The organism is Patulibacter ginsengiterrae (assembly GCF_056269115.1).
Window position 1 is genome coordinate 401737 of the sequence record NZ_JBWDOG010000002.1, and the last position, 24817, is coordinate 426553.

Annotated in this window: 20 protein-coding genes; 13 read left to right on the forward strand and 7 right to left on the reverse strand. The window is 68.9% G+C overall.

What is annotated here, in order from left to right:
- Positions 1 to 23 precede the first annotated feature (23 nt).
- From ACVUH9_RS05310 to ACVUH9_RS05335, 6 genes are all read left to right on the forward strand, one after another.
- Entirely contained in the window at positions 24 to 1268 is a 1245-nt protein-coding gene (locus tag ACVUH9_RS05310) for a hypothetical protein (protein WP_475754654.1), read from the forward strand.
- A gap of 473 nt (positions 1269 to 1741) precedes the next feature.
- Positions 1742 to 4078 (forward strand): ATP-dependent nuclease, encoded by a 2337-nt coding sequence (locus tag ACVUH9_RS05315; protein WP_475754656.1) that lies wholly within the window; start codon positions 1742 to 1744, stop codon positions 4076 to 4078.
- Positions 4075 to 5970 (forward strand): UvrD-helicase domain-containing protein, encoded by a 1896-nt coding sequence (locus tag ACVUH9_RS05320; protein ID WP_475754658.1) that lies wholly within the window; start codon positions 4075 to 4077, stop codon positions 5968 to 5970. The genes ACVUH9_RS05315 and ACVUH9_RS05320 overlap by 4 nt, the downstream gene beginning before the upstream one ends.
- A gap of 450 nt (positions 5971 to 6420) precedes the next feature.
- Positions 6421 to 7896, forward strand: a complete 1476-nt coding sequence (locus tag ACVUH9_RS05325) for an ATP-binding protein (RefSeq protein WP_475754659.1) — start codon at positions 6421 to 6423, stop codon at positions 7894 to 7896.
- A 176-nt stretch (positions 7897 to 8072) separates the two neighbouring features.
- Positions 8073 to 8318 carry a DUF2188 domain-containing protein gene (locus tag ACVUH9_RS05330; RefSeq protein WP_475754661.1) on the forward strand — a complete coding sequence of 82 codons (246 nt, stop codon included), beginning with the start codon at positions 8073 to 8075 and terminating at the stop codon, positions 8316 to 8318.
- Positions 8319 to 8758: 440 nt separating this feature from the next.
- Positions 8759 to 9364 carry a dihydrofolate reductase family protein gene (locus ACVUH9_RS05335; RefSeq protein WP_475754663.1) on the forward strand — a complete coding sequence of 202 codons (606 nt, stop codon included), beginning with the start codon at positions 8759 to 8761 and terminating at the stop codon, positions 9362 to 9364.
- 20 nt (positions 9365 to 9384) lie between these two features.
- Here the strand turns inward: ACVUH9_RS05335 and ACVUH9_RS05340 are convergent, their stop codons facing one another.
- Positions 9385 to 10563 (reverse strand): BaiN/RdsA family NAD(P)/FAD-dependent oxidoreductase, encoded by a 1179-nt coding sequence (locus ACVUH9_RS05340; RefSeq protein ID WP_475754665.1) that lies wholly within the window; start codon positions 10561 to 10563, stop codon positions 9385 to 9387.
- Positions 10564 to 10819: 256 nt separating this feature from the next.
- The gene (locus ACVUH9_RS05345) at positions 10820 to 11272 is read right to left on the reverse strand and encodes a MarR family winged helix-turn-helix transcriptional regulator (protein ID WP_475754667.1); all 453 of its coding nucleotides are present in this window, start codon (positions 11270 to 11272) and stop codon (positions 10820 to 10822) included.
- Between the two features lie 68 nt (positions 11273 to 11340).
- Here ACVUH9_RS05345 and ACVUH9_RS05350 point away from each other — a divergent pair, with 68 nt between their 5' ends.
- Positions 11341 to 11985, forward strand: a complete 645-nt coding sequence (locus tag ACVUH9_RS05350; RefSeq protein WP_475754669.1) for an NAD(P)H-dependent oxidoreductase — start codon at positions 11341 to 11343, stop codon at positions 11983 to 11985.
- A gap of 105 nt (positions 11986 to 12090) precedes the next feature.
- On the opposite strand, the gene ACVUH9_RS05355 is transcribed toward ACVUH9_RS05350, so the two are convergent.
- Positions 12091 to 12603 (reverse strand): hypothetical protein, encoded by a 513-nt coding sequence (locus tag ACVUH9_RS05355; RefSeq protein WP_475754671.1) that lies wholly within the window; start codon positions 12601 to 12603, stop codon positions 12091 to 12093.
- 218 nt (positions 12604 to 12821) lie between these two features.
- On the opposite strand from ACVUH9_RS05355, the gene ACVUH9_RS05360 reads away from it, so the two are divergent.
- Both ACVUH9_RS05360 and ACVUH9_RS05365 read left to right on the forward strand, forming a co-directional pair.
- The gene (locus tag ACVUH9_RS05360; RefSeq protein WP_475754672.1) at positions 12822 to 13778 is read left to right on the forward strand and encodes a zinc-dependent alcohol dehydrogenase family protein; all 957 of its coding nucleotides are present in this window, start codon (positions 12822 to 12824) and stop codon (positions 13776 to 13778) included.
- A 438-nt stretch (positions 13779 to 14216) separates the two neighbouring features.
- Positions 14217 to 15092 (forward strand): universal stress protein, encoded by an 876-nt coding sequence (locus tag ACVUH9_RS05365; RefSeq protein WP_475754674.1) that lies wholly within the window; start codon positions 14217 to 14219, stop codon positions 15090 to 15092.
- A 16-nt stretch (positions 15093 to 15108) separates the two neighbouring features.
- On the opposite strand, the gene ACVUH9_RS05370 is transcribed toward ACVUH9_RS05365, so the two are convergent.
- Positions 15109 to 15795 (reverse strand): response regulator, encoded by a 687-nt coding sequence (locus ACVUH9_RS05370; protein WP_475754676.1) that lies wholly within the window; start codon positions 15793 to 15795, stop codon positions 15109 to 15111.
- Positions 15796 to 15979: 184 nt separating this feature from the next.
- Between ACVUH9_RS05370 and ACVUH9_RS05375 the strand changes: the two genes are divergently transcribed.
- A complete protein-coding gene (locus tag ACVUH9_RS05375) occupies positions 15980 to 17695 on the forward strand; it encodes a sensor histidine kinase (protein ID WP_475754678.1) in 1716 nt (571 codons plus the stop codon).
- 77 nt (positions 17696 to 17772) lie between these two features.
- On the opposite strand, the gene ACVUH9_RS05380 is transcribed toward ACVUH9_RS05375, so the two are convergent.
- The 3 genes from ACVUH9_RS05380 to ACVUH9_RS05390 all read right to left on the reverse strand — a co-directional run bounded on the left by ACVUH9_RS05380 (position 17773) and on the right by ACVUH9_RS05390 (position 20486).
- Positions 17773 to 18723: a universal stress protein gene (locus ACVUH9_RS05380; protein ID WP_475754680.1), complete on the reverse strand. Its 951-nt coding sequence runs from the start codon at positions 18721 to 18723 to the stop codon at positions 17773 to 17775.
- A gap of 92 nt (positions 18724 to 18815) precedes the next feature.
- Positions 18816 to 19448 (reverse strand): DUF4389 domain-containing protein, encoded by a 633-nt coding sequence (locus tag ACVUH9_RS05385; RefSeq protein WP_475754682.1) that lies wholly within the window; start codon positions 19446 to 19448, stop codon positions 18816 to 18818.
- Between the two features lie 63 nt (positions 19449 to 19511).
- Positions 19512 to 20486, reverse strand: coding sequence for an NAD-dependent epimerase/dehydratase family protein (locus ACVUH9_RS05390; RefSeq protein ID WP_475754684.1), 975 nt, complete (start codon positions 20484 to 20486; stop codon positions 19512 to 19514).
- Between the two features lie 418 nt (positions 20487 to 20904).
- Between ACVUH9_RS05390 and ACVUH9_RS05395 the strand changes: the two genes are divergently transcribed.
- From ACVUH9_RS05395 to ACVUH9_RS05405, 3 genes are all read left to right on the forward strand, one after another.
- Entirely contained in the window at positions 20905 to 22431 is a 1527-nt protein-coding gene (locus ACVUH9_RS05395) for an Ig-like domain-containing protein (RefSeq protein ID WP_475754687.1), read from the forward strand.
- Positions 22432 to 22440: 9 nt separating this feature from the next.
- Entirely contained in the window at positions 22441 to 23265 is an 825-nt protein-coding gene (locus ACVUH9_RS05400; protein WP_475754689.1) for a L,D-transpeptidase, read from the forward strand.
- 365 nt (positions 23266 to 23630) lie between these two features.
- Positions 23631 to 24683 carry a hypothetical protein gene (locus tag ACVUH9_RS05405; protein ID WP_475754690.1) on the forward strand — a complete coding sequence of 351 codons (1053 nt, stop codon included), beginning with the start codon at positions 23631 to 23633 and terminating at the stop codon, positions 24681 to 24683.
- Positions 24684 to 24817 lie beyond the last annotated feature (134 nt).

Below are 24817 nucleotides of genomic sequence, written 5' to 3' on the forward strand. Positions count from 1 at the left end.
CGGACTCCGAGTACGGTGTCTGGGTGAGGAGTCGCGAGGACGTACTGTTTAGCCGGGGCGACCTGAGGGATACGCTCAAGGCCCAGTCACAGATGGTCGCCAATGAAGTTGGCTCCGCCCCGGAAGAGCATTTCCTCAAGGTCGACGAGGACGAGTGGGTAGCGAGCCTCGTGAGCCGCTGGTCGATTGAGGTGCCTGTACTGCACCTCGACCAGATGTGGATGGACCCATTGAGGGAGACGCCCGTCGACGTGTCGTGGGACCACGTGACGCGCTGGATCGAGGATCCGTCGACGCCGAGCTATGTCGACGGTTACAGGACTACCGTGCACATCCCGTTCACCGGTGAGGAAGACATCTTCCAGTTGCGGCCAGGTTCATGGTCGACGATGCTTCCATATGCCCAGGTCAGACCGGGCGAGGTGTTCGACGTCGTCGAGTATCCAGCCGACTCCCCGGTGGACATCAGGTCGCATGCCGAGCGGCTCGCACAAGAGCTGGAGACCTACCTGGCGTTCGCTCGCCGTGACGTCGAGCCTTACAACGCGAGGGTCGAATCGACAGCGCGGGCGGCGATCGTTGCGCGACGCGAGCGACTGAAGAGGAACTACGCGCATCTCGAACAGACGGGATTGCCGATCGGCCCTCCCGATGGTCAGGTGAACAAGGCGTATATCTCGGAAGCGATTGTCCGACGTCCGACCCCTGTCCTCCCCGCGACGACGTCCGTACCTATCGCACTGGAGCCGGTACTGCAGGACGATGTCTTCTCGCACATTCTCGGCGTCATCCGTTCGGTTGGTCACGACATGGAACGTGCTCCCGGAACCTACGTGCACATGGGCGAGGAAGACCGCCGCCAGATATTCCTTCTCGCGCTGAACACGCACTATCGAGGCCAAACCACGGCTGAGGCCTTCAATGTACGTGGCAAAACCGACTTGTTGGTCAAACACGATGGCCGGAACCTCTTCATCGGCGAGTGCAAGATATGGACGGGAAGCAAGGGCTTCGGTGAGACCATCGACCAGCTGTTTCGCTACGCGGCCTGGCGCGATTCAAAGCTGGCGATCGTGATGTTCGTGAACGAGAAGGGCCTCACCAAGATTGTCGTCAAGGGCCGGACAACCCTGAGCGAGCACCGGCAGTTCGTGCGGTGGGCGTCGAGCGACGAGGACACCGAGCTCCGATGCACGGTCACGTGGCCGGGCGACGCTGAGAAGACGGCGGATCTCCACGTCTTCTTCGTGCAGACGCCCCCCGCTTGACCGCGGAGTTCCCCGTCAACGGCGCAAACGTGTCGCCTCGGCTCCGACCCCGTTTCACTTCATCATGGTCCGCTCCGCGCGCTCGGTCTGCCCGGCCGTTGTATGGCGACTCCGAAACGACCGCTTCCGTCACGACCCCGAGCTCGAGCAACAAGTTGACCCCGACCTGGTCTCCCTCGCCACGGCACGTCACCGAGACCTTCTGGTCTACACCTCCCCGCCTCGGACGCCGGCCCTCCAACGGCAAGGAGGCACCACCCGAGCAGTCGACATAGCCGGCGCGCTGAACTGCCACCCGGTGCATCGGTTGTTCAGTCAGATGGACTGGTCTATCGACCTCGGTAGCCCGCACGCGATTGGTTAGAGTGACGTGCCGAGTGGGAATCAGCAGCAGACAGATAGCAACGGAGGCACCATGGACAGCAACCGACCGCCCGTGACGATCAGCACCCGCGGGTCGGGGCACTAGCCGCATGCGGATCAAATGCGTCGAGATTGCCAACTTCCGCAAGTTGGAGTCCGTCCGCATCGACCTCTCCGACCAGACAACGCTGCTGGTCGGCGCCAACAACAGCGGCAAGACCAGCGCGATGGACGCCCTCAAGCAGTTCTTGGGCGACAACTCGTTCAAGCTATCCGACTTCACCCTCTTTCATCTCCCACGCATCCGCGAGATCGGCGAGGGCTGGGAGGCGGCCACCGCACGCGCCGCTTCGGGGGGAGCGCCGTCGCCGCCGCCCCCGAGTGACGACTTCCAGACCTTGGCGGAGTGGTCAAGCCTCCTTCCACACCTCGACCTCTGGATCGAGGCGGGCGAGCACGAGATGTACCGAGCCCCTGACCTTCTTCCGCTCCTTGATGCGTACTGTGGCGGCGTCGGGGTCAGGCTCCGGCTCGAACCCAGGGACATCCCGACGCTCGTGAAGGACTACACGAGGGCTCGCAAGGCAGTGGAGGACACCCGTCGCGCTGAGCCCGAAGAGTCGAAGAGGCCTCGCCTTAGGCCGATGAACTTGGTCGAGTTCCTCGAGGCGAACGTCGGAACGTACTTCGGCGTCAGCGCCTACCGCCTAGACCCGCACAAAGTGTCAGGCGAGATCAGCTTCGCCAACACTATGGTGGGCAAACCGATCAAAACCCAATCCGACCCATCCGCTGCGCAACCTCAGCTCGTGGGCGAGGAAAGCGAGCCGATCGCGAAGTCGGTCCTCAGCAAGCTCATCCATGTCGACGTGATCGGCGCGCAACGCTGGCTGCAGAACGACGACTCCACGGAGACGCTCTCCAGCAGCATCGCTTCCTACTATAGGGAGCACCTAGACTTCGCGAAGCACCCGACGCCTGACGACCTCGGTGCGATCCGGGCCACCCAGGAGGCGTCGAAGATCTTCGACGAACGTCTCCAGGAAGTCTTCCGACCCCCTCTCGCGGAGGTGGCCCGCATGGGCTACCCCGGCATCGCGAATCCTGAGCCGGTCATCAAGACGGACATGCGGCTGACTGACGGGCTAGAACGCGAGTCGGTGTTGCGGTACCGCGTTGGAACCCCGAGCGATGGTCAGGACTCGACCCTGTTCGAGCTACCCGAGGGCCTCAACGGGCTCGGTTACCAGAACCTCGTGCTGATGATCTTCCGTCTCATGAGCTTCCGCGACAGGCGGCTGCGGCTCGGCAAGTCGGGCATGGCCGCCCCAGACGCGCCCGAACGTGTCCCGATCCACCTAGTACTGGTGGAGGAACCAGAGGCGCATCTTCACGCACAGGTTCAACAGGTTTTCATCAAGCAGGCTTACTCGACACTAACGACATACGTCGTGCAGGGCGGTTATCCCGACCTGACTGCTCAGCTAGTGGTGAGCACGCACTCGAGCCATATTGCCCACGAACTCGAGTTCGACGAGATTCGCTACTTCTGCCGGGGAGCGCCGGCCGACGACAAGCCAGTCCCAACGACCGTCGTTAAGAGTCTGGCGCGCGTGTTCGGCAGTAGCGACAGCACAGCGCGGTTCGTGAAGCGCTACCTCAAAGTGAACCACTGCAATCTCTTCTTCGCCGATGCAGCGATTCTCTTGGAGGGTGCGGCAGAGCGAATCTTGCTGCCGTCCTTTGTTGCCAACTCGCACCCCAAGATCGCTCAGTGCTTCGTCGAGTACCTCGAGATTGGTGGAGCTCACGCACACCGCCTCAGGGAACTCCTTGTCGAGCTCGCGATCCCGACCCTCGTCATCACGGACATTGACGCGGAAGACGCGGATGGCAAGAAGGTGCGGCCGCAGCGAGGTTCCAAGCAGACGTCCGACAGCGATGCCCTGAGGTTGTGGCTCGCGGCTCCTTCCTCCGTCGACGAGCTGCTGGAGCTGGCAGATGAGGACAAGGTCTCCAGTGGGCCGACCGACGTCGGCGTCAGGTTCGCCTATCAGGTCGCGGTCGACGCGCGCCTCGGCGACGCCGGGCCTATCGAGATGCTTCCCAGCACCTTCGAGGATGCCCTGGTCATGGAGAACCTCGCCCTCTTTGCGACTATGACTGGAACCGGGCTGCTCGGGAAGTTCATAGCAGCAGTTAAGGCAGCGGCCGAGGCAAACGATCTGTCGACGCTCGCCAGAAGCTTGTACGAAGCCATCGCTGATGGTGACAAAGCCAAGTTCGCGCTTGAGATGCTTCTGGCGATCGAGGACGAGAAGTCGGTGATCGTCCCGGGCTATATCAGTGCGGGTCTGCAGTGGCTGGAGTCTGAGGTCAACAAGCTGCCGCTGCTGCCGAGTTCAGTGGTCTCAGATGTCGGCGCGGTCACGGTAAGCCAGTCATGACAGGCGTCAGCGCGCTCGACCTCATCAGCGAGTCGGTCGACCTTAAGAACCCGCGGTCGTTCTTCGTCTACGCCGGCGCCGGATCGGGTAAAACGGCCCAGCTGGTGGCAGCGCTCAAGACCGCGACAGACAGGTGGGGGCGCGACCTGCGTGCGCGCGACTCGCGTTTCTGCGTGATCACCTACACGAACGCCGCCGCCAAGGAGATTCAGATTCGTCTCGGGCGCGACCCACTGGTGCAGGTCTCCACGGTCCACTCGTTCGCCTGGGCGCTCATCAAGCCGTTCTCCCGGGACATCGCGACGTGGCTGCGGAAACGCCTACAGGACGACCTTGTCACGCTAGCGGCCGACGAGGCGAAGGGCCGGCCGGGCACCCAGGCAAGCGAGCGACGCATCCACGACATCGAGCGGAAGACACGACGGCTCGAGACGCTCGACATGGTCCACCGATTCAGCTACAGCCCTTCGCAAGCGAGACGGGGAACGGACGGGCTTGCGCACGCCGAGGTGCTGCAGGCCGCTGCCCACCTCCTTTCCGAGAAGCCAATCTTGCAGGAACTCTTGATCGGCCGATACCCATTCCTGTTCATCGACGAGGTCCAGGACACCAACGAGGCCTTGATGAACGCTGTGCTGGCAGTGCAGGACGCACACCCGACCCGTTTTTGCGTCGGACTCTTCGGCGACACCATGCAGCGGATCTACGCAGACGGTAAAGAACGGCTCGAGGACGCGATCGGAGAGGACTGGAACCGCCCGGCGCTTGAGGTCAACTTCCGATCCTCCCAGCGGATTGTCCAGCTCGTCAACAGCATTCGTGCCGGCGGCGACCAGCGGACCCAAACGCCTCATTCGACGAAGACCGGGGTCGTGCGTCTTTTCATCGCCGACGAAGACTCAAAAGACCAACCTGGGTTCGAGGCGCTCGTCAGACGCCACATGGCCGCTGCCGCCGACGACGCAGATTGGGCGACGGCTGGGTCGGTCAAGACGTTGATCCTCGAGCACTCTTTGGCTGCCGGTCGGCATGGGTTCGCCGATTTCTTCCAGGCATTCGCGGGTGACACACGCCTGCGACAAAACGTCTTCAGCCGCGATCAGGCCGGATCCGGAATCGTCAGTTTCCTCGGGACGCAGTTTCTGCCGCTCGTCCGAGCCATCGCCGCCCAGGACAACGCGGCGACCGAGGCACTACTTCGTGAGCATTCCCCCTTGCTTGCTGCCGAGTCGGAGGCCCGCGACCCGCAGACGCGAGCACGACTGGTCGCGGACATTCGCCGCGCAGTAGACCAGGTGCACGGCGCAGCAGCCGGAGACAGTGAGTCGATCCTCTCAACTCTCTCGGCTGTCCACCGGGCGAACCTTCTTGCGCTGCCGGACATGCTCGCGTACGTCGTCGACAACCCGGAGTCAGGTACCCGCGACGTCAAGGAGGGCGAAGCCGACCAAGACACCGCGTTGGAGGCGTGGAGACTCGCAGTCGCCGTCGACACGGGGCAAGTCTCGCGCTTCTATGAGTACATCGTGGGAGACGCGCCTTTTGATACCCATCAAGGTGTGAAAGGTCTCGAGTTCCAGCGCGTGATGGTGGTGCTCGACGATAAGGCGGCAGGAGGATTTCTATTCTCCTACGGGAAGCTCTTCGGGGCGACCCCAGATTCGAAGACCGACCGCAAAAACGTCGCTGCGGGACAGGAAACGGCAAGAGATCGGACGCTTCGACTCTTCTACGTCGTATGTAGTCGCGCCAAAGGATCTTTGGCGGTCGTGTTCTACACGTCGGACCCTCAAACAGCTAAGCGCTCGGCCGTTACTCTCGGGTGGTTCTCTGACGCCGAAATCGTCCTTGAACGGGATCTCGTGGCCGGAACCGCATCATTCTCGCCGTGACCACTGGGCTCGGCGGATCGGTGCTCATGAGCGACTCCCGGCCGCAGCCGTCCGCCTGGCCCCGGTCTGGCCCGTCCCGCCCACACGACACTTCCTGAGACAACCGCGGTCATCACGGTCATTTGTCGCAGTTCTACGAGATCTCGTCCGATGTCTGTTGGTTCTCGCCTACGTGGGCGCGTCGTCTCATTAGCTGCGTCAGCCGGGACGAAGCTTCGAGTCAAGTCCACGACACCGGCCCGAGCCGCTCTCGCGTACAGGTCCCCGAGCGTCGCCGACTCCGACGAACGAGCCGGTGCTCCAAGTGACCAGTAGCGCTCCTGAGTTGGCCCGCATCCGCGCGTGCAGCACCTGACGCAGCGATCGACCACCAGGATGTTGTTGCGCTGATGCTCCACGCCGGCAGGACCGCGTCGATGTGCTGTCCGTCGTCGGGCTCATGATGGAACGATGGACACCGAGCAAGAGGGGCCCGCCTCTCCCGCGCCTCGCACCTCGTCCGCGATCGCACATTTCGTGCGCGATGAAGCACACGAGGCCCATGAGTGCCACTGGCTGGAGTGGAAGAGCCGACTGGATCTGCGCGAGGAAGGTCATCTCGCCAAGGTCGCAAAGGCGATCCTCGCGTTCTCGAACCGCACTCCGGATCAGGCCAGCCCGAGTGAAAGAGGATACGCATACTTCGTGGTCGGAACTGAACCGGGAGCGACCCACGGAACCGGCGAACCAGTCGACCTGCAGATCCTGCGCCCACGCCTGATCCGGCTAGTGGGACCTCGACCTCGTTGGGAACCCGAGTACGTTCAGTTCGGTGAGCACCACGTCCTGGTTGTCACAATCCAACCGCCGCGGTGGGGAGATCTGCCTAACGTTGCCCAGCAGAGCGTCCGAGACGCGCGCCAAAAGGCACGCTACGAGATCACCCAAGGCACCATCTACGTTCGTAACGGCTCCGAAACTGGGCCAGCCGGAGACGCAGACGTCGAGGCCCTCTTCATACGAGCACTTCGGGGTCGCGCTGCCACCCCCACCCGCCAGCCGGACCTCGAAGTCACCACCCGGCTCAATCTAGCCCGAACAAGGCTGCGCGCCGCCCGGCTCGGGCCCGACGAACTCCAATCCTTCATCGCCCGCGAGCGGTGCCGGCTGTTGGAGCCGCTCACACTCGCCGAAGAAGTCGAGCAAGCCAGACAGCAGCGGGCCATCAGGAGATCTCATTCACAGTCCGGCCCCAAGACCCTTCCGCACAACCAGGATATCCTGGCGACTATCAGGGCGTCGTTTGCTGAGCAACCTCAAGTCGAATGGTCGATGCCCGCCGTTCGCGGCGCGTTCGTCGAACCACGTACCCCTGAGGTCTACCGCGCGAAGGTCGCCAGCTACCTTGAGGAACTCGAAGCTGTACTACAGCGCGTGCTGGGCCTTCGCGTTCAACAGCTTGGTCTTGCGGTTCTTGCCGTGGATTTCAGCAACCCGGGCGACGAGGCGATCCGCGATCTCGAGATTGTCCTTCATCTCCCCGAAGCAGTCACAGGGGTCGAACTGCCTGACGAAAGCCCGAGACTCGCTGAGTTGCCGGCCGCACCGGTCCTTTGGGGCACGCGGCCCCAACGAGACGTGCATGCCTTCGACCTATTCTCACCTGGGCATATTCCGACGATCCACATCCACACCGACGTCAGACGCACGGACGACGGGTCCTTCGAAGTTCGCCATCGGACGTCAACGCTTCGCGCTCACGACACCAGGTCACTGCTCCTCCACCTGCTAATCGAGGATTGCCCCGACTCCGAGATCACCGTCGACTGGAGCGCCGCTGCAACAAACCGCGCGGGGCGGCCAACCAGCACGTTGATCGTGCCTGTTGGCTCGTTGCCAGTCACGATCGATGACCTGGTCGCCAGCGTCTGGGCCGGCGAGGACTAGCTCGGCCGCGCCGATCGACCTTGAGAGCCTCAAGACACGCCGAACCAAGCTGCGACCAGCGGCTCCACGAGGCCGCCAGCGCGCCAAACCGCCACGCGCTATCCGCCGATGTTCCTTGGCGTCTGGCCGACTACGTATCGTTCCGCACGTACGCACGTTCGATCGAAGGAGCCCAAATGACGGGACAGCGGCGACACGTTACGAAGCGGCCTGACGGCCAGTGGCAGGACAAGGCCGAGGGCGCACGGCGCGCCGGATCGGTCACCAAGACGCAGGGCGCAGCCGAGGCCGCCTCGAAGAGGGTGCTTGACAATCGACCGGGCGGTGGCGAGGTCATCGTCCACCGGCCCAACGGGCAGATCCGCGACTCCGACACCATCAACCGCAAGGACCCGAACCCGCCGCGAGACAGGCGCCACTGAGGGCCGGCTGCCCATCGGACCGGATCGTCGTCAAAGACGCTCGGCTCGGAAACAGAGTCGCTGCTCCTTCCACCGGCGCCCGCCGGGCGTCCCCAGGCAGCTTGCAATCCGTCTGGGGCGCCGCGCGCGATCAGCCGCTGAGACGGCGATCACTTCCTGAGACAACCGCGATCATTTCGGTGAGATTTCGCACCTCTGTGCGAAATGTCGATTCTCACCTGTTGAGCACGTTCGCTCTCTCGTCTCACCGTGCAGACGCTCGGCGGTCACGACCGTCATCGCTCGCTCGTCGACGGTCGACTTGCCACCACCCGTTCTCGACCTTCCCAGCGATCGACCTTCCGATGTCGAACCGGCGACGTCGGCTCCGACGTCAGGTATGAAGACCACCAACGGAGCGCAGCCACGCGCTCCGGCAATCCCTTTCGAAAGGGTCACGAATGTCGGACACCACCTGCCACATGTCGATCTCGCTCGACGGCTTCGTCGCCGGACCGGACCAGAGTCGCGAGCACCCGCTCGGGAAGCGCGGACACGACCTCCACCGCTGGCACCTCGGTGACGAGCGCGCCACCGAGAACGACGAGACCGCGGTCGGCTGGCTCATGCGCCCGCGTGGCGCCTACGTGATGGGCCGCAACATGTTCGGGCCGATCCGCGGCGCGTGGGACGAGGACTGGCGCGGCTGGTGGGGCGCCGAGCCGCCCTACCACGCACCGGTGTTCGTGCTCACCCACCACGCCCACGAGCCGATCGAGATGGAGGGCGGGACGACCTTCCACTTCGTCACCGACGGCTTCGACGCCGCCTACGCCCAGGCGCTCGAGACGGCCGGCGACATCGGCGTGGACATCGCGGGCGGCGCCTCCACCGTTCGCCAGGCGCTCGTCGCCGGGGTCATCGACGAGCTCGCGCTCGACATCGCCCCGGTCCTACTCGGGTCCGGCGAGCGAATCTTCGACGGCGTCGAATCGCTCGGGATGGAGCGCGTCGAGGTGCTGCATTCGCCGTTGGCCACGCACATCCGCTACCGCCGAGCGAGCTGAGATCAGGGGTCGCTCGAGACTCAGACGAACTGCGCCGCTGCGTGGCCCGACGCCCAGGCCCACTGGAAGTTGAAGCCGCCCAGGTGGCCGGTGACGTCCAGCACCTCGCCGATGAAGTAGAGGCCCGGGCTCTTCAGCGATTCCATGGTCTGGGACGACACCTGGCGGGTGTCGACGCCGCCCAGGGTGACCTCGGCGGTGCGGTAGCCCTCGGTGCCGGCCGGCATGACCTGCCAGGCGCCGAGCGTGCCGGCGAGGTCGCGCAGCTCCGCGGCGGTGAACTGCTTCAGGGGCTTCGAGGCGGACCAGTACTCGGCGACGAGCGTCGCCATCTTCTTGGTGAAGACCTCCCCCAGCACGGTCTTCAGCTCGCTGTTGGGGCGCTCGGCCTGCTGGCCCTGCAACCACTCCAGGGCATCGTGGTCGGGCAGCAGATTGACCTCCACCGCCTCGCCGGGGCGCCAGAACGAGGAGATCTGCAGGATCGCCGGGCCGCTGAGGCCGCGGTGGGTGAACAGGAGGTTCTCCCGGAAGCTCTGGCCGTTGCCGCGGGCGACGCAGTCCGCCGAGGTGCCGGACAGCTCGACGCAGAGGTCCTTGAGCCGGCCGTTGGCGGTGAACGGCACCAGGCCGGCGCGGGTGGCAAGCACGTCATGGCCGAACTGGCGGGCGACGTCGTAGCCGAAGCCGGTGGCGCCCAGCGTCGGGATCGACAGGCCGCCGGTCGCGATCACCAGCGACGACGCGGCGACGGGCCCCAGGTCGGTGGTCAACGCGTATCCGGCCTCGGTCTTCTCGATCTCGTGCACCGAGGTGTTCACGTGCAGCTCGACGCCGGCCTGCTCGCACTCCCCCAGGAGCATCTCGAGGATGTCCTTGGACTTGTTGTCGCAGAACAGCTGGCCGAGCTTCTTCTCGTGGTAGGGCACGCCGTGCTCGCCGACCATGGCGATGAAGTCCCACGGCGTGTAGCGGGCCAGGGCCGACTTGCAGAAGTGCGGGTTCTGCGAGAAGTAGTTCGCGGGCTCCGCGTACATGTTGGTGAAGTTGCAGCGGCCCCCGCCGGACATCAGGATCTTCTTGCCCGGCTTGTTGGAGCTCTCGATGACCAGCACCTCGCGGCCGCGAGCGGCAGCGGTCAGGGCACACATCAGGCCGGCGGCACCTGCGCCGATGATCACCACGTCGGTAGAGCGCACAACACTTCCTCGGGCACAGTCAACTTCGGGATCGATCCTGGCCCCGCAGGGCAAGGCTGCGGCATCGTTCGACGAACGACGCACGCGCACCGAGCGGCCTCTGTTCTCGCCGTCGTCCGGGCGAGACGACCGCCCAGGTGCTTCGGTGCCAGCGCAGGGTAGCGGCTCCCATCTGTCCCCCGGCCTCCCGGAGCTCTCGCGCCCGGTGGCCGCGTCCGTTCGAGACACCGCCCCGAGGCAGCGCCGAACGGCAGTCTCAGCTCCTGACGACGCCCTCGAGCGACGGCAGGAGCGCGGTCATCGCGCCGGTCGCCTCCTCGATCGCCGAGTGGCCACCGCCGGGCGGCAGGGCCAGCGCGTCGAGGGCCTGGTCCGCGCGCAGCACGAGCTCGCTGCCCGCCGGGGTCAGGGTCATCACGTTCTCGCGGCGTGACGTCGCCGACGGACGGACCGTCAGGTAGCCGGCCTTCGCGGCCGCCTCGACCTGGCGGCTCGCGCTGCTCTTCGCCACGCCGAGCAGGTCCGCGACCTCCTGCTGGTTGACCCGGCAGTCGGCCGCCTCGAGCGTGGCCAGCAGCGCGTAGAGCGAGAGCCCGACCCCGAGCTCGTCCTGCAGGCGTCGCTCGGCGAGTCCCTCGATCGAGGCCGTGACCCGCCGGGCGGCGAGCCACAGGTCGACCAGCGCAGGGCCTGTCACGTCATCCGGCATGCGGCTATCTTCCCGGATTATGGTTCCGTATGCAACACTCCCATCTGGAACCGTCTCGTCTGGAACTCATGCACGTCCTGATCGTCTTCGACCACCCCTACGGCGCCTCGGCCTCCGAGAACGTCCCCCACCGGCGGAGCTTCTCCGCCGCGCTGCTCGCCGCCGCCCGACGCGGCCTCGACGAGGCCGGCCACACCGTCGACGTGATCGACCTCGTGACGGACGGCTTCGATCCCGTGCTGTCCGCAGCCGATCTCGTCGCGTGGCGCGGGCGCCAGACCGTCGACCCGGTCGTGCAGGACTACCAGCGCCGGCTCGCCGCCGCCGATCACCTCGTCCTCATCTTCCCCACCTGGTGGATGTCGATGCCCGCGTCGACCAAGGGCTTCCTGGATCGCGTGCTGGCGCGTGGATTCGCGTTCGACGAGGAGCGGGTCGGCGGTGCGCTGACCAACCTGCTCCCGCGGCTCTCGGGCGTGACGGTGCTCACGCCGATGACTACCCGGTGGGGCCTCTACCGCCTCTGGTTCGGTCGGCCCGCGCACCGGATCCTCCTGCGCGGCACGTTCGGCCTGATCGGCGTGCGCCGTCTGCGTTGGGTCCCGTTCGCCGGCCCCGCCCAGCGCTCGCCCCGCACCCGCCAGCGCATGCTCGAGCAGACGACCCGGCGCTTCGCGCGCCTGCGGCCCAGGGGAACCCCGGCAGCAGGCTGACCCGCGTCGACGGCAACGCGGGCGTGTTCGACACGATCCGCCGAGACCGTGCGAACTGCCCGCCGGCGCGTGCCGTCGCCGGAACGCGAGGCCGGGCGAACGAGTTCAGTGATGCCGAGTGGCCGTGCCGTCGCCGGCGCTCTCGAGGATCGCCCAGGCGACGCGGTACTGCGTCTCGGGAACCAACATGGCGAGCAGGTGATCCTCGACGGCAGCGCGCTTGACGACCAGCGCCAGCTCGCGTGCCGGACCCGTGGGCGCGCCAGTGACCCGCTGGACGTGGTCGATGAATCCCTCACCGCCCGGCTTCCTCGTCAGGAGCACGAGCGCCTCGCGCTCGTGCTCTTCGAGGCCGACCATCGCGGCCACGTCCTCCGGTTGCAGCGTCGACCGTTCGCAGACGTCGTGGACCAGCGCGACCGGCCGTGCGGCCACCGGCACCCGGCCGGCGATCCGTTCGAGGTGGTCGACCATCGGCTCGCCGCACCAGTCGAGTTGCCCGGCGTGGACCTCTTGCGCCAGGCGTCGTGCCTGCCGGTCGCGCGCCGACCAAGGCGGGACGGCATGGCCGCCGCCGCAGCGCTCGAGCAGGTCGTGATGGTGGGTCACCGCCGCCATGCACAGAGATTGGCCCGCCGCCGGGCAACCGCCATCCGTGGGAAGCCGCAGCGACACCGGACAAACTGCGCGGGTTTCGTCCCGGAAACGTGGAACCGACCGTCCAGGACCGCTCCGGTGCCGACACCGGACTGCGCCCACGGGCCGACGGCGCGCCATGTCGGGCCCCGGAGCCGATCGTCGGGAACGGGCACGTACGCAGGCGGTACGGTCGGGAGATGCGTGCCGCGCTGCTGGAAGCCCCGGGCGTCCCGCTGCGGAACGTCGAGCGGGAACGACCGGAGGCAGCGCCCGGTCAGGTGCTGCTGCGGGTGTCGGCCTGCGGGGTCTGCCGCACCGACCTGCACCTTCGCGACGGCGAGCTGCCGTTCTCGGCCCCGCGGATCCTCGGCCACCAGATCGTCGGAACGGCGGTCGATGGCGGTGGACGACGCTTCGGCGTGCCGTGGCTGGGCTGGACCTGCGGCGAATGCGCCTGGTGTCGCAGCGGACGCGAGAACCTCTGCCCCCGCGCGAGGTTCACCGGTCGCGACATCGACGGCGGCTTCGCCGAGTACGCCGTCGCCGACGAGCGCTACTGCTTCCCCCTGCCCAACGGGCTCTCCGACGAGCAGATCGCCCCGTTGCTCTGCGGCGGCCTGATCGGGTACCGGGCACTGCGGATGTGCGGCGACGCCCGCCGGCTCGGCCTCTACGGCTTCGGCTCGGCCGCGCACCTGATCACCCAGGTCGCGGTCTCCCAGGGACGCTCGGTGCTCGCCTTCACCCGCGACGGCGACGCGGACGCCCAGGCTCTCGCCCTCGAGCTCGGGGCCGTCTGGGCGGGCGCCTCGGAGGACTCGCCCCCGGAGCCGCTCGACGCGGCGATCATCTTCGCGCCGGTCGGGTCGCTGGTGCCGCTCGCCCTACGGGCCGTCGCCCCGGGCGGGACGGTCGTCTGCGGCGGCATCCACATGAGCGACATCCCGTCGTTCCCCTATGCCGACCTCTGGGAGGAGCGCTCGCTGCGATCGGTCGCCAACCTGACCCGCGCCGACGCGACGGAGTTCCTCGCGCTGGCGCCGACCGTCCCCGTCAGGACCCACGTCACCACCTACGCGCTGAGCCAGGCCGAGCAGGCACTGAGCGACCTGCGGGCCGGCCGGCTGGTCGGCTCGGCGGTGGTCGTGCCGTGATCCGGTCCGCCGGCCGACCCGGCGCTTCCGACGACCTGGGGGTCACCGACCCCGCGCATCGGTAGTCCTCCCCCCGCCGATCCGTGAGCGTCCGCAACCGCGACACGGCGGACAGCCGACGGCAGCCGCGACCAGAACTGGGAGAACTGAGTCATGACGTATCTCCAGCACCGTCACCGTTCGGCCGGTGCCGCGGCGGGGCCGGCGAGCACCGATCACGAGCACCTCGAGCGCCTCGAACAGCGCCTGGCGGCGGCGGCCGCCGTGCTCCGTGATCACCGCCGCGAACGGCCCGCCCCCGGCGTGCACTCGGCTCTGGAGCGGTTCGAGACTCAGCTCCGCCACGTCAGACAGCACCTGGGCGCGCGGCACCATTGAGCAACGTCGGGGCCATCCGCCCAGCGTTTCGCCAGACCCCCCTCCGAAGGACCGTGCTCGATGTTCGCCAGGATCCTGATCGGCTTCGACGGCTCACCCGAGTCCGTGGTCGCTCTGCGTGCGGCCGACGCCCTGGCCGGTCCGGAGGCCACGTTGATCGCCGCCCACGTCGCGGCCAACTCCTACGTCTCCGCCGCTCCGGCCTACGAGCGTCGCCGCGTCGCCGCCGACGGACAGCTCAAGCAGGTTCGGACCCTGCTGCCCGACCGGCCCGACGTCGAGCTCGCCGCGCCGGGCGGCCCGAGCGTCGCCCATGTCCTGCACGAGACGGCCGCGCAGACGATGTGCGATCTGATCGTCGTCGGCAGCAGCCGTCGACACGGCACGGGACGGGTGCTGCTGGGCAGCAACACGGAGGCGACGCTGCACGGCTCGCCGTGCGCCGTGCTGGTCGCTCCCGACCTGCCGCCGGAACCGGTCGACCGGATCGGCGTCGGCTTCGACGGCACGGCATCCGGTCGCGGAACCGTCGAGCAGGCGGGCGTCCTCGCCGGGCAGCTCGGCGCCACCCTGACGATCCTGGGGGTCATCGACACCCGCCACTCGCACCTGACGTTCGGCACCGAGCGCGGCTTCGAGGACGTGCTCGACCGGACGCAGGAGCTGCTCGCCGAAGCGGAGGCGGCCGCGATCGCGGCCGGCGCGCCGCGCGTCCGGCGGCAGCTGCAGGAGGGCGATCCGGTCCACCAGCTGCTGGGGCTGGGGCGCGAGTCGGACCTGCTCGTCGTCGGCTCGCGACGCAACCGGCCGCTGCTGCGCGTCGTGCTCGGCAGCATCAGCGCCGCCGTCGTCCGGCGGGCGACCTGCGCCGTGCTCGTCCTGCCCGAGGCCATCGGGTCAGCGCATCCCAGCGCGGTCCCGTCCGCCAACGCATAGGCGCCCCGCGCCGCGCTCAGCTGCTCGACCGCGGACGGCCGATCAGGTCATGCCGCAACGCGTAGTCGACGAGCTGCGCGCGGCTGGTCCGGCCGAGCTTCTGCTGCACGTGCGCGCGGTGCGTCTCGACCGTCCGGACGCTGAGGAAGAGGGCGTGGGCGACCTCGGTGTTGGTGTGGCCCAGGGCGACCAGGCGGAGGACGTCGAGCTCGCGCGGGGACAGGTCGTCGGGCGGTCCGGTGCGCTCGGGCGCCGCGGCGATCTCGGCTCCGAGCGACGGATCCAGATAGGTGCGCCCCGACAGGGCGGTGCGGATCGCCTGGACCAGCTCGGCGTTGGCCGCCTCCTTCAGCACGTAGCCCCGGGCTCCCGCCCGCAGCGCGGCGCGGGCGAACGCCGGATCCTCCTGCATCGTGAGCACGACGATCGTGGTCCCCGGCGAATCCGAGCGCATCTTCGGGATCGTCTCGAGGCTGACCCCGCCGGGCATGTTCAGGTCGAGGACGAGCACGTCGGGCTTGTACCCGAGCACCATCCGCGCCGCCTCGGTCAGGTCCGCCGCCTCGGCCACGACCTCGAAGTCCGGCTGTCCGTCGAGGACCAGGCGCAGGCCGCTGCGGACGACTTCGTGGTCGTCGGCCAATGCGACGCGCACGCGCTCCGGTGCGGCAGAGCGCCCGGAGGCCTCGGTACCGGTGCTCATCGCCCTACGGTAGTCCCGCGGTCGTCCCCGACCCTCCGCGAGAGTCCCGCCGACTTGCCGTGGAGACTACGGATCCTGGCCCGCGGATCCGGCCCCACGACGCGGTGCCTCGAGGGGCGCTCGCGGCCGGTCGACGGAACCACCACGAGCGGGATTGCCCGCACGGCGATAGGAGAGACTGACGGTGGTCGGGGGCCCCGTCCGCCCGCCGGCGACGACGATGGGCGATCACGAGCTAGACAACACCCGTCTGCGGCGCCTGATCGCCGTCGGCCGATCGTTCGTCGAGGAGCTCGACCCCGAGGCGCTGTTCGGCGACATCCTCGCGGCCGCCCAGGAGTTGACCGGTGCCCGCTACGCCGCGCTGGGCGTGTTGGACGGCGATCGGAGGCGCCTGGCCCGGTTCCTGACCCGGGGCGTCGACGATGTGACGCGGCGCGCGATCGGCGATCTGCCCCACGGACGCGGCATCCTCGGCGTGTTGATCGACGAGCCCGAGCCGCTGCGGCTCGACGATCTGCACGCACATCCACGGTCGTACGGCTTCCCCGCCGGTCACCCGCCGATGACGTCGTTCCTCGGCGTGCCGATCGTCGTCCGCGGCAACGCCTGGGGCAACCTCTACCTGACGGAGAAGGCGGACGGCCCCTTCGACGCCGCCGACGAGGAGGCGCTGGTGATCCTCGCCGACTGGGCCGCCGTCGCCGTCGAGAACGCACGGGTGTACGCCGAGCTGCGCACCCGTCACGCGGAGGCCACCCGCTCCAACCACGTGCTCGCGGCCACCACGGCGATCAGCCGCGCGATCGGGACGGAAACCGACCTCGACCGGATCCTGGAGCTGATCGTCAAGCGCGGGCGCGCGCTGATCGACGCGCGGACGATGATGATCTCCTTGCCGCGCGGCAGCGACCTGGAGATCGTCGCCGTCGCCGGAGAGCGCGGCCTTGCGCACCCCGGCGTTCGGATTCCGATCGCCGGATCGACTGCGGGCATGGTGCTGCGCGATCAACGCCCCCGGCGGATGAGCGCCGACCAGCTCGCGGTCTCCCCCGCCGAGCTCGGGATCCACGCGGCCGTCAGCGCACTGCTGGTGCCGTTGGTCTTCCACGGCACCAGCCTCGGCATCCTGCTGGCCCTGGATCCGGTCGACGACCGGTCGAGGTTCGCCGCGGAGGACGAGGAGCTGATGCTGGGCTTCGCCACCAGCGCCGGGATGGCGGTCGCGATGGCGCAGGCCGTCAACGAGCAGCGCCTGAGGGAGGCACTGGCCAGCGCCGAGCAGGAGCGCCGTCGCTGGGCCCGGGAGTTGCACGACGAGACGCTGCAGGGGCTCGCCGGCCTCCGCGTACGGCTTGCGGTCGTCGAGCAGGACAGCCGGGAGCCGGAGACCAGCGCAGCCGTCCATGACGTGCTCGAGGCGCTGGCGGGCGAGATCCGCAAGCTGCGGACGCTGATCACCGAGCTGCGCCCCGCGGCCCTCGACGAGCTCGGGCTCGGCCCCGCGCTCGACAGCCTGGTCCGCAGGATCGCCACCACCGCCGGGCTGGAGATCGACCTCCGGCTGGACCTGGGCGAGCAGCGGCTCGATGCCGAGATGGAGACCGCCGTCTACCGGCTGGTCCAGGAGTCGTTGACCAACGTCGCCAAGCACGCCCAGGCGACGCGTTGCACGATCACGGTGGTTCGGGGCCACGACCACGTCGACCTCGCCGTACGCGACGACGGCCGCGGCGTCGACGAGCAAGCGCTCGGGAAGCGCTCGGGCTTCGGCCTGACCGGCATGCGCGAGCGGGCGCAACTGGCCGGAGGCTCGCTGGAGCTCGGGAACAGCGCCGACGGTGGCGCCGAGCTCCGCGCTCGCCTCCCGCTGCGTCGTTCCTCCCCCGCGCCCAGCTAGCCGGCCGCCCGTCGGCCGCCGTGACCGGTGCCCGTGCTCGACGGCGGCGCGCTCGCCCGCGGCCCGTCGCCGCCCCCTCAGGAGGTGGGTGCCTCGTGCCCGTCCGGCGCGGTCTCCTCGAGCGACGACTCCCGCACCGGGCGATCCCCCCGGGCCCGGCGCGGGAGCACGATCAGGGGGCACGGGGGCTCGCGCACCAGCGACGAGCTGACGCTCCCGAGCATGACCCGCCGCAGCGGGCCGTGCTCGTGCGAGCCGATGACCAGCAGGTCGGCGGTCACGCCGACCCGCGCCAGCACCTTCGCCGGGTCGCCCTCGAGCATCTCGGTCTCGACGGCCGCGATCCCGGAGACCCGCTCGGCGTGGTGCCGTGCTCGATCGAGGGCCTCGCGGAGCTCGTCGCGCGCATCGCGCGCCGCCCCTGGCCCCATGTATCCGCCGTACCAGAGGACGGCCTGCTCGACGACGTTGACGACCCGCAGACGGGCACGGGCCACGGCGGCGATCCTGGCGGCGACGTCGAGTGCGGCCTCGGATTCGGGCGAGCTGTCGTACGCCGCCAGGACCAGGCGAAGCGGCCTGTTCCCGGTCCGGCTCTCGGCGTAGCCGGTCGGGGCCACGGCGACCCCGCATGGCGACCCGTACAGCATCGGCTCGGTGGCGCTGCCGGGACGGATATGGCCCAGGCCGTGCCGGCGGCTCGCGCCGACGACGAGCAGCGTCGCGCCCTCGCGGTCGGCCAGGCGATGCAACCCGTCGGCGGGCGAGAGCCCGCAGGAGGGGACGACCGTCGTACGGGGCCGGCCGCTGACGACCTGTCGCGCGGACCCGAGCTCGTCGTCGGCACGGTCCCGCAGCACCTTGCGCCAGCCCGAGGGTGGTGCCAGCTCCTCCGGCGGGTTGTAGCCGTAGACCCGGGTCACGATCAGCGCGCTGTCCGGCGCGAGATCGGCCAGCGCCAGGCCGAGCGCCAACGCGTCCCGGCCACCCGGGGTGTCGACGTACCCGATGACGATGCGTTGCGGCATGGCCTGCCCCAACCGTAGGTGCCGGGCGCGCCGTGGCCATCGGCATTCCCCCGCAGCGACGTCCGTAGAACTCCCGGGGGCCTGCTCGGCGTTCAGCGGAGCCGGAAGGGCGGATAGCGATCGGTCACCAGCAGACCGACGTACCCGAGCACCCGGAGGTGCCAGCGACCGACGCCCACGACGAAGTCGAAGGCACCGCGCGGATAGCGACCGGTCACGAGGATCACGACCCAGGAGTAGAGGACCACGAAGAGCACCGCCAGCCAGAGGAACGACAGGACCACGTAGTGCGGCACCGCGAGCAGCCACTTGATCAGCGGCAGCCACCGGTTCAGGTCCGCTTCCGCGTCGGGGTAGTCGACCTCGAGGTGCACCGCCTGCTCGTCCTCCGTGGAGGGATAGTGATCGTCGAGGAGGGCGAGGTATGCGGCGATCCGCGCGCCGAACCGCACGAGCTCGCGGTTGAAGTCGAACCACCAGCGCGGATAGCGCCTGCGGAAGACGAGCATCACCACCGTCGGCAGGACGAGCAGGCCGCCCCCGGTGAACGCGACCCGCTGCTCGTCGACGGTCACGCCGCTGCCGTCGACGAGCCAGAGGACGACCATGATCGGGAGCGCCACCAGCGGGCGCAGCAGGGTGGTGAGGCGGTTCAGGGGTCGGTCGGGGTAGTCCACGTCGAGCCGCACGCGGAGGTCCTCCGTCCCGGACGAGGCGATGGTCATGCGCCGAACCTACGTCTGCGGCGCGCGGCCATCGATGGCGAGCCGCCGCCGACCCCACCGGCGTCACGGAACCAGCCGTTGCTCCCGCAGCCACCGCTCGGTGCGGCGCATGCCCTCGTCGAGGTCGATCCGGGGCGCGTAGTCGATCAGCCGTCGGGCCTTGTCGATCGAGTACGTCCCGGTGCGCAGGATGTAGGCGACGGCACTCGGGTTCACCTCGACCTCGACACCACGAACGCGCCCGTAGAGCGCCATCGCTCCGGCCAGGCCCTCGGCGACGCGGGTCGGCACCGTCGGCACGCCGCGGCGACCGAGCATCGTCGCGTAGCGCCCGAAGTAGTCCGCGGTCGTGACGCCGATCCCGTCGCTCAGCGTCAGGACCTGTCCCACCGCCGCCGTCGACCCGGCCGCGGCGGTCACGCCGTCAACCAGGTTGTCCACGTAGACGGGGCTGAAGATCGTCTTGCCGCCGGCCGGGAGCAGCAGCTGGCGGCGCTTCAGGTCGGTCACCGGGATCACGGTCCACGGCTTCGATCCCGGTCCGTAGACGTCGCCGGGCCGCACGATCGTGCACGCGATCTCGCCGGCGGCGTGCGCCTGCAGGACGACCTGCTCGCTGGCGATCTTGGTGTCGACGTAGGGCACGCCGTTGAGGCGGACCGGGTAGCTCTCGTCGACGCCGTCGGGGAAGCTGAACCCGAAGACGGTCACCGACGAGAAATGCACGAACCGCGTGGCGCCGCCGGCGATCGCCGCGTCGAGCACGAGCCGCGTACCGCGCGTGTTGACCTTCCAGAACTCGTCCAGGCCCGAGCGCATCGACACCAGCGCCGCGGTGTGGACGACCAGATCGCAACCGTTCGCGTGCTGCTGCCACTCCCCGGCGACGGAGATGTCCCCGGCGACCACGCCGAGGCGCGGATCCGCGCGCACGTCGACGCCGCGAACCTCGACACCGGACGCCCGGTAGCGGTCGGCGAGCGTCCGGCCGATGAAGCCGAGCGCCCCCGTGATGAAGACCCGACGTGGGGCGCTCATCGCGTCGCTCCGCTCGGCTCGGAGGGGCTCGGCGCGAATTCGCGGGCGGTGACGGACGGCAACTCCGGCGCCCCCTTCGGACCTGGCGTGCCGTTCACGGTGATCGCTCCATGGTGGACTCGCCGGCGAGTCTAGTGGCCCCCGATCGAACGCTCGCGCCGACGGTCTGCGTCGACAGCAGCGCGTCGCGCGCCGGTTCGCGTGCCGCCGCAGCAGTGCCCAGCGATTGCCCCCTGGCCTCGCCAACCAACCAGGCGGTTGGCGGGGGGGGGTGAGTGACATTCGGCTGCGACAACCAGGCAGAGACCCCGTACACCCCGGAGCCGGGAGCAGGTGCGGGTGCTCGAGCCAGGCCCCCACTGGCCGTGTCCAACCGGGCATGGGCAGGTTCGCCCATCGACAGGAGAGGTTCCCTCACATGACTTCCCGCAGGACGTTCACCCACCAGCCCGCGCGGCTCTCGGCCCGCGCGGCCTACGCCGCGCTCGCCCTGATCGCCGCGCTGTTCGTGTCGCTCGCGCTGATCGCGCCCGGCCGTTCCGAGGCCGCCGTCATCCCCAACGCGATCACGGCCGTCTCGACCTCGATCACCCCGGGCGGAACGGTCAACACCGACCTGACCTGGGCCGTCCCCGACAGCGCCCAGCCCGGCGACACCTTCTCGCTCACCCTCCCCGGCTCGCTGGCCGGGTACCCGGCGACGTTCCCGTTGAAGGACCCCAACGGCGACGTCGTCGCGAACGCGACCGTGACCGGATCCCCGGCCGTCGTGACCTTCACGCTGACCAACTTCGTGGCCACCCACGACAACGTGCACGGCACCGGGGGCTTCTCGGCGAACGTCAGCGCCGCTCCCGACACCGACGTGACGCTGACCTACGTGACCGACGACGGCACCCAGTACAGCTCCGTGGTCCACACGCCGGCGGCGGTCGTCGTCGACCGCACCAAGGGCAGGAAGACCGGTCGCTTCACCACCAGCACCGACCAGTGCCGCACCACCACCAGTGACTGCATGCAGTGGACGATGGAGACCCCCACCGGCCCGCTCTCGTCCGGCACGATCACCGACACCGCCACCGCAGGTCAGACGATCGACTGCGACACGCTGACGGCGAGCATCGGCGACGCCAGCGGCACCAACGCCGCGTTCGCCAACGGCACCGCGTTCACCGGGTACACGGACGTCTGCACCCCGACGTCGCTGTCGATCTCCTACGGGGCGGTTCCCGCCGGCAAGCTCCTGCAGTTCCGCTTCAAGGCCAACGCGACCGACCCGGCCGCGGCCAACGGCGGGTACAACTTCGCCAACACGGCCAAGTTCACCCAGGTCAGGAACGGCACCCCGACGGAGAACGGCTCCAGCGCCTACATCGTGTCGGCCTCGGGTCACGGCGACGGCGACGGCGATCTCCCGTCCCCGCCCACCACCCCCGAGGTTCCGACGCCCCCGGTCGTGCCGATCCCGCCGGTGACGACGCCGGAGCAGCCCGTCACCCCGGAGCAGCCTGCCCCCCAGATCGAGCAGCCGAAGCTCACCGTCCCGAAGCTGACGCTGAGGAAGACGTCGAACGTCAGGTCGGCCAAGGCCGGATCGGTCGTCACCTACACGCTGACGGCCCGCAACACGGGCACCGCTGACGCGACGAGCGTCGCGCTCTGCGACCAGCTCCCCGACCACCTCACGCTGGTGCGGAGCCAGAAGCGCCTGCACGCCGCGAAGCTCACGCATGGCCAGCTCTGCTGGTCGATCGGGACGCTCAAGGCCGGGCAGACCGTGGTGCGGTCGTTCCAGGTTCGAATCGACAGCGACGCACCGCGGGGGACGATCGTGAACCATGCGACCGTCGACCGCACCGACGTCGCCGGGATCGACGCCAAGGCCAAGCACGACGTGCGCGTCGAGCGGCAGGTCGTCAAGGCCGCCAGCGCCGTCACGGGCTAGGCGATCACCGTGGCGGACGTCATCGAGACGGCTCCGGGCGCGCAGGTGCCCGGGGCCCCGCCCGGCCGCACCGGGACGGCGGCTCCGCTCCGGCGGCTCGCCGTCCCGGTCGTGCTGGCGCTCACGGTCGCACTGGCTGGCTCCGTTGCGCCGACCAGCGAGGCCGCGGCCACCCCGACCGACGCCGCGACGATCAGCGCGCCGAGCCAACGGCACGGGGCGTGGGTCGCCAAGATCCTGCGCAGCACGAGCGCCCGCAGCCACCCCGGGAGCACCGGGAAGGGTTGGCCGGTGACGACGACCGTCCCCGGGGGCCAGTTCGCCCAGGAGCTGCTGGTCCTCGAGGAGCGGACCGTCGACGGCCGGTCGTGGCTGAAGGTCCGGCTGCCGAAGCGGCCGAACACCGCCGACGGCTGGATCATGGCCGACGCCACCCGCCTCCGCCACACCGGCTGGTGGGTGCGGGTGCGGACGCAGAGCCGGACCGTCCGCGTCTACCGGGACGGGCACCTGAAGATGAAGCTCTCGGCGGTCGTGGGGGCTCCTGCGACGCCCACCCCCCACGGGCTGTTCGCCGTGATGCTCGTCGCCCGCCAGGCCGACCCGCACGGCTTCATCGGTCCCTGGGCGCTCCACCTGACCGCCCACTCCGACGTGCTCGAGAACTACGGCGGCGGCCCGGGACGGGTGGCGATCCACGGACGCAGCGGCGCCAGCCTGCGCGATCCGCTCGGCAGCGCGCGCTCTCACGGCTGCGTCCGCGTGAGCAACCAGACGGTCTCGTCACTGGCGCGCCGGCTGCGGGCGGGCACGCCGGTCCGGATCACCAACTGACCCGGTGCGGGCCGGCCGCCTCGAGCAGCGCGTCGGCCCGAGCGCAGCGTCGCCCCAGGCGGCGACGTACGCGCACACTCGACCGATCCCAGAACTCAGGACGACGTCCTCATACCATCGTCTACAACCAACGCCTAGCGGTGCGCAAGCAGCCTTGAGCTCGACGCTGCTTGTGCCGGGACCGTAACCGGGATGGCCGCAGCATGACAAACCGGATACCCAAGACCTTCCCCACCAAGGTCGCGATCGAGCGCTCATAGGATTGGCTGCCCGTCCCGCCGACGCCTCCCGTACAGTCCCCCGACCACGAATCGGCCCGGGAGACGTTGCGTCACCCCGGCCCACCACAGGACGGGTCAGCATCGATGCGGTTCCACCGGACGAACTCCAGCACACGGGCCGCCCTCGTCGCGGCCCTCACCCTGGCCATCGTCGTCGTGCTCGCCGGATGCGGCGGTGTGCTCCGCAACGACGACAAGAGCCCGATCCAGAAGGCGTACGGGGGGAGCTCGGACAAGGACATGGTCGCGATGCAGGCCGTGCGCGACGAGTTCCGCGGGTTCCTCGCGGGCCAGGACGCGTTCTTCGTAGCGATCGACGATGAGGACCTGCCGAAGGCGCGGTCCGCGCTCGGGGCGATGTACGCCGGACTGGACCAGACCCAAGAGCGCGTGCTGGACGTGGACAACACCAAGCTGCGTTCCGCGATCCAGGGCTACACGGCGACCATGCGCACGCACACCCGGGCCGTGGACCGCCTGCTCGCCTACCGCGAGAGCGGCAAGGTCGACAAGCGGCGGGAGGACAAGCTCGCGACGAAGGCCGCGAACGCTGCGAACGAAGCGCACGCCGCCGACCGCAAGTTCTTGGCGGCGCTGCTCGAAGCTGCCTCTCCCGAACAGCGCGAGGTGCTCCGCAAGGAGGCGGCCGAGCGCGCGGCAAAGGTCGATGGCGCAGCGCCGGTAGAGGATTCCCGCCGCGCCGACCTGCTGCTGCTCGGGACGACGCTCGGCGCGTTCCTGCGCCACTACACCGACCACATCCAGGGGCTGGAAGCGGACGACTACCCGCGATCCCGCGCGGCCCTCGAGAAGATCGAGGCCGACGGAGCGGAGGTTCGGGACCTCATCCCGAAGCTGGACAGCTCCTCACTGCGGGCCACGGCCCAGGACTACGTGACCCGGATGGCCGCGATCGTCCGCACCGCAGACCGCCGGCTCGCGTACTACGAGGACCCGGGCGGACGCGTCGACAAGCGACTCGAGAGGCGACTCTCCCGCCAGTTCTGGCGGGCCATGAGCAAGCTCTACGACCACGAGGTCAAGCTCCTCGAGGACGTCCTCGAGGAGCTTGACGCCGAGGATCAGGAGCAGGTGGAGCAGGAGTACGACGACGCCATCAACGGGATGCCGAAGTAGCCGACGACACGCGGGCCGCCCACCGCCTCCGTGCCGACCGCCGTGGGCGGGTCACCGCCAGACGATGGGCTCGGCGGCACTACCACGACGAGCCACGCGCACGAACAGTACTGCCGCTACCTCCCCTACTCATA

Bases quoted from the DNA above. Each gene is read 5' to 3' on its own strand.
- ACVUH9_RS05315 (WP_475754656.1), top strand. From the start codon at position 1,742: ATGCGGATCAAATGCGTCGAGATTGCCAACTTCCGCAAGTTGGAGTCC.
- ACVUH9_RS05320 (WP_475754658.1), top strand. From the start codon at position 4,075: ATGACAGGCGTCAGCGCGCTCGACCTCATCAGCGAGTCGGTCGACCTT.
- ACVUH9_RS05325 (WP_475754659.1), top strand. From the start codon at position 6,421: ATGGACACCGAGCAAGAGGGGCCCGCCTCTCCCGCGCCTCGCACCTCG.
- ACVUH9_RS05330 (WP_475754661.1), top strand. From the start codon at position 8,073: ATGACGGGACAGCGGCGACACGTTACGAAGCGGCCTGACGGCCAGTGG.
- ACVUH9_RS05335 (WP_475754663.1), top strand. From the start codon at position 8,759: ATGTCGGACACCACCTGCCACATGTCGATCTCGCTCGACGGCTTCGTC.
- ACVUH9_RS05345 (WP_475754667.1), bottom strand. From the start codon at position 11,272: ATGCCGGATGACGTGACAGGCCCTGCGCTGGTCGACCTGTGGCTCGCC.
- ACVUH9_RS05350 (WP_475754669.1), top strand. From the start codon at position 11,341: ATGCACGTCCTGATCGTCTTCGACCACCCCTACGGCGCCTCGGCCTCC.
- ACVUH9_RS05355 (WP_475754671.1), bottom strand. From the start codon at position 12,603: ATGGCGGCGGTGACCCACCATCACGACCTGCTCGAGCGCTGCGGCGGC.
- ACVUH9_RS05360 (WP_475754672.1), top strand. From the start codon at position 12,822: ATGCGTGCCGCGCTGCTGGAAGCCCCGGGCGTCCCGCTGCGGAACGTC.
- ACVUH9_RS05365 (WP_475754674.1), top strand. From the start codon at position 14,217: ATGTTCGCCAGGATCCTGATCGGCTTCGACGGCTCACCCGAGTCCGTG.
- ACVUH9_RS05370 (WP_475754676.1), bottom strand. From the start codon at position 15,795: ATGAGCACCGGTACCGAGGCCTCCGGGCGCTCTGCCGCACCGGAGCGC.
- ACVUH9_RS05380 (WP_475754680.1), bottom strand. From the start codon at position 18,723: ATGCCGCAACGCATCGTCATCGGGTACGTCGACACCCCGGGTGGCCGG.
- ACVUH9_RS05385 (WP_475754682.1), bottom strand. From the start codon at position 19,448: ATGACCATCGCCTCGTCCGGGACGGAGGACCTCCGCGTGCGGCTCGAC.
- ACVUH9_RS05390 (WP_475754684.1), bottom strand. From the start codon at position 20,486: ATGAGCGCCCCACGTCGGGTCTTCATCACGGGGGCGCTCGGCTTCATC.
- ACVUH9_RS05395 (WP_475754687.1), top strand. From the start codon at position 20,905: ATGACTTCCCGCAGGACGTTCACCCACCAGCCCGCGCGGCTCTCGGCC.
- ACVUH9_RS05405 (WP_475754690.1), top strand. From the start codon at position 23,631: ATGCGGTTCCACCGGACGAACTCCAGCACACGGGCCGCCCTCGTCGCG.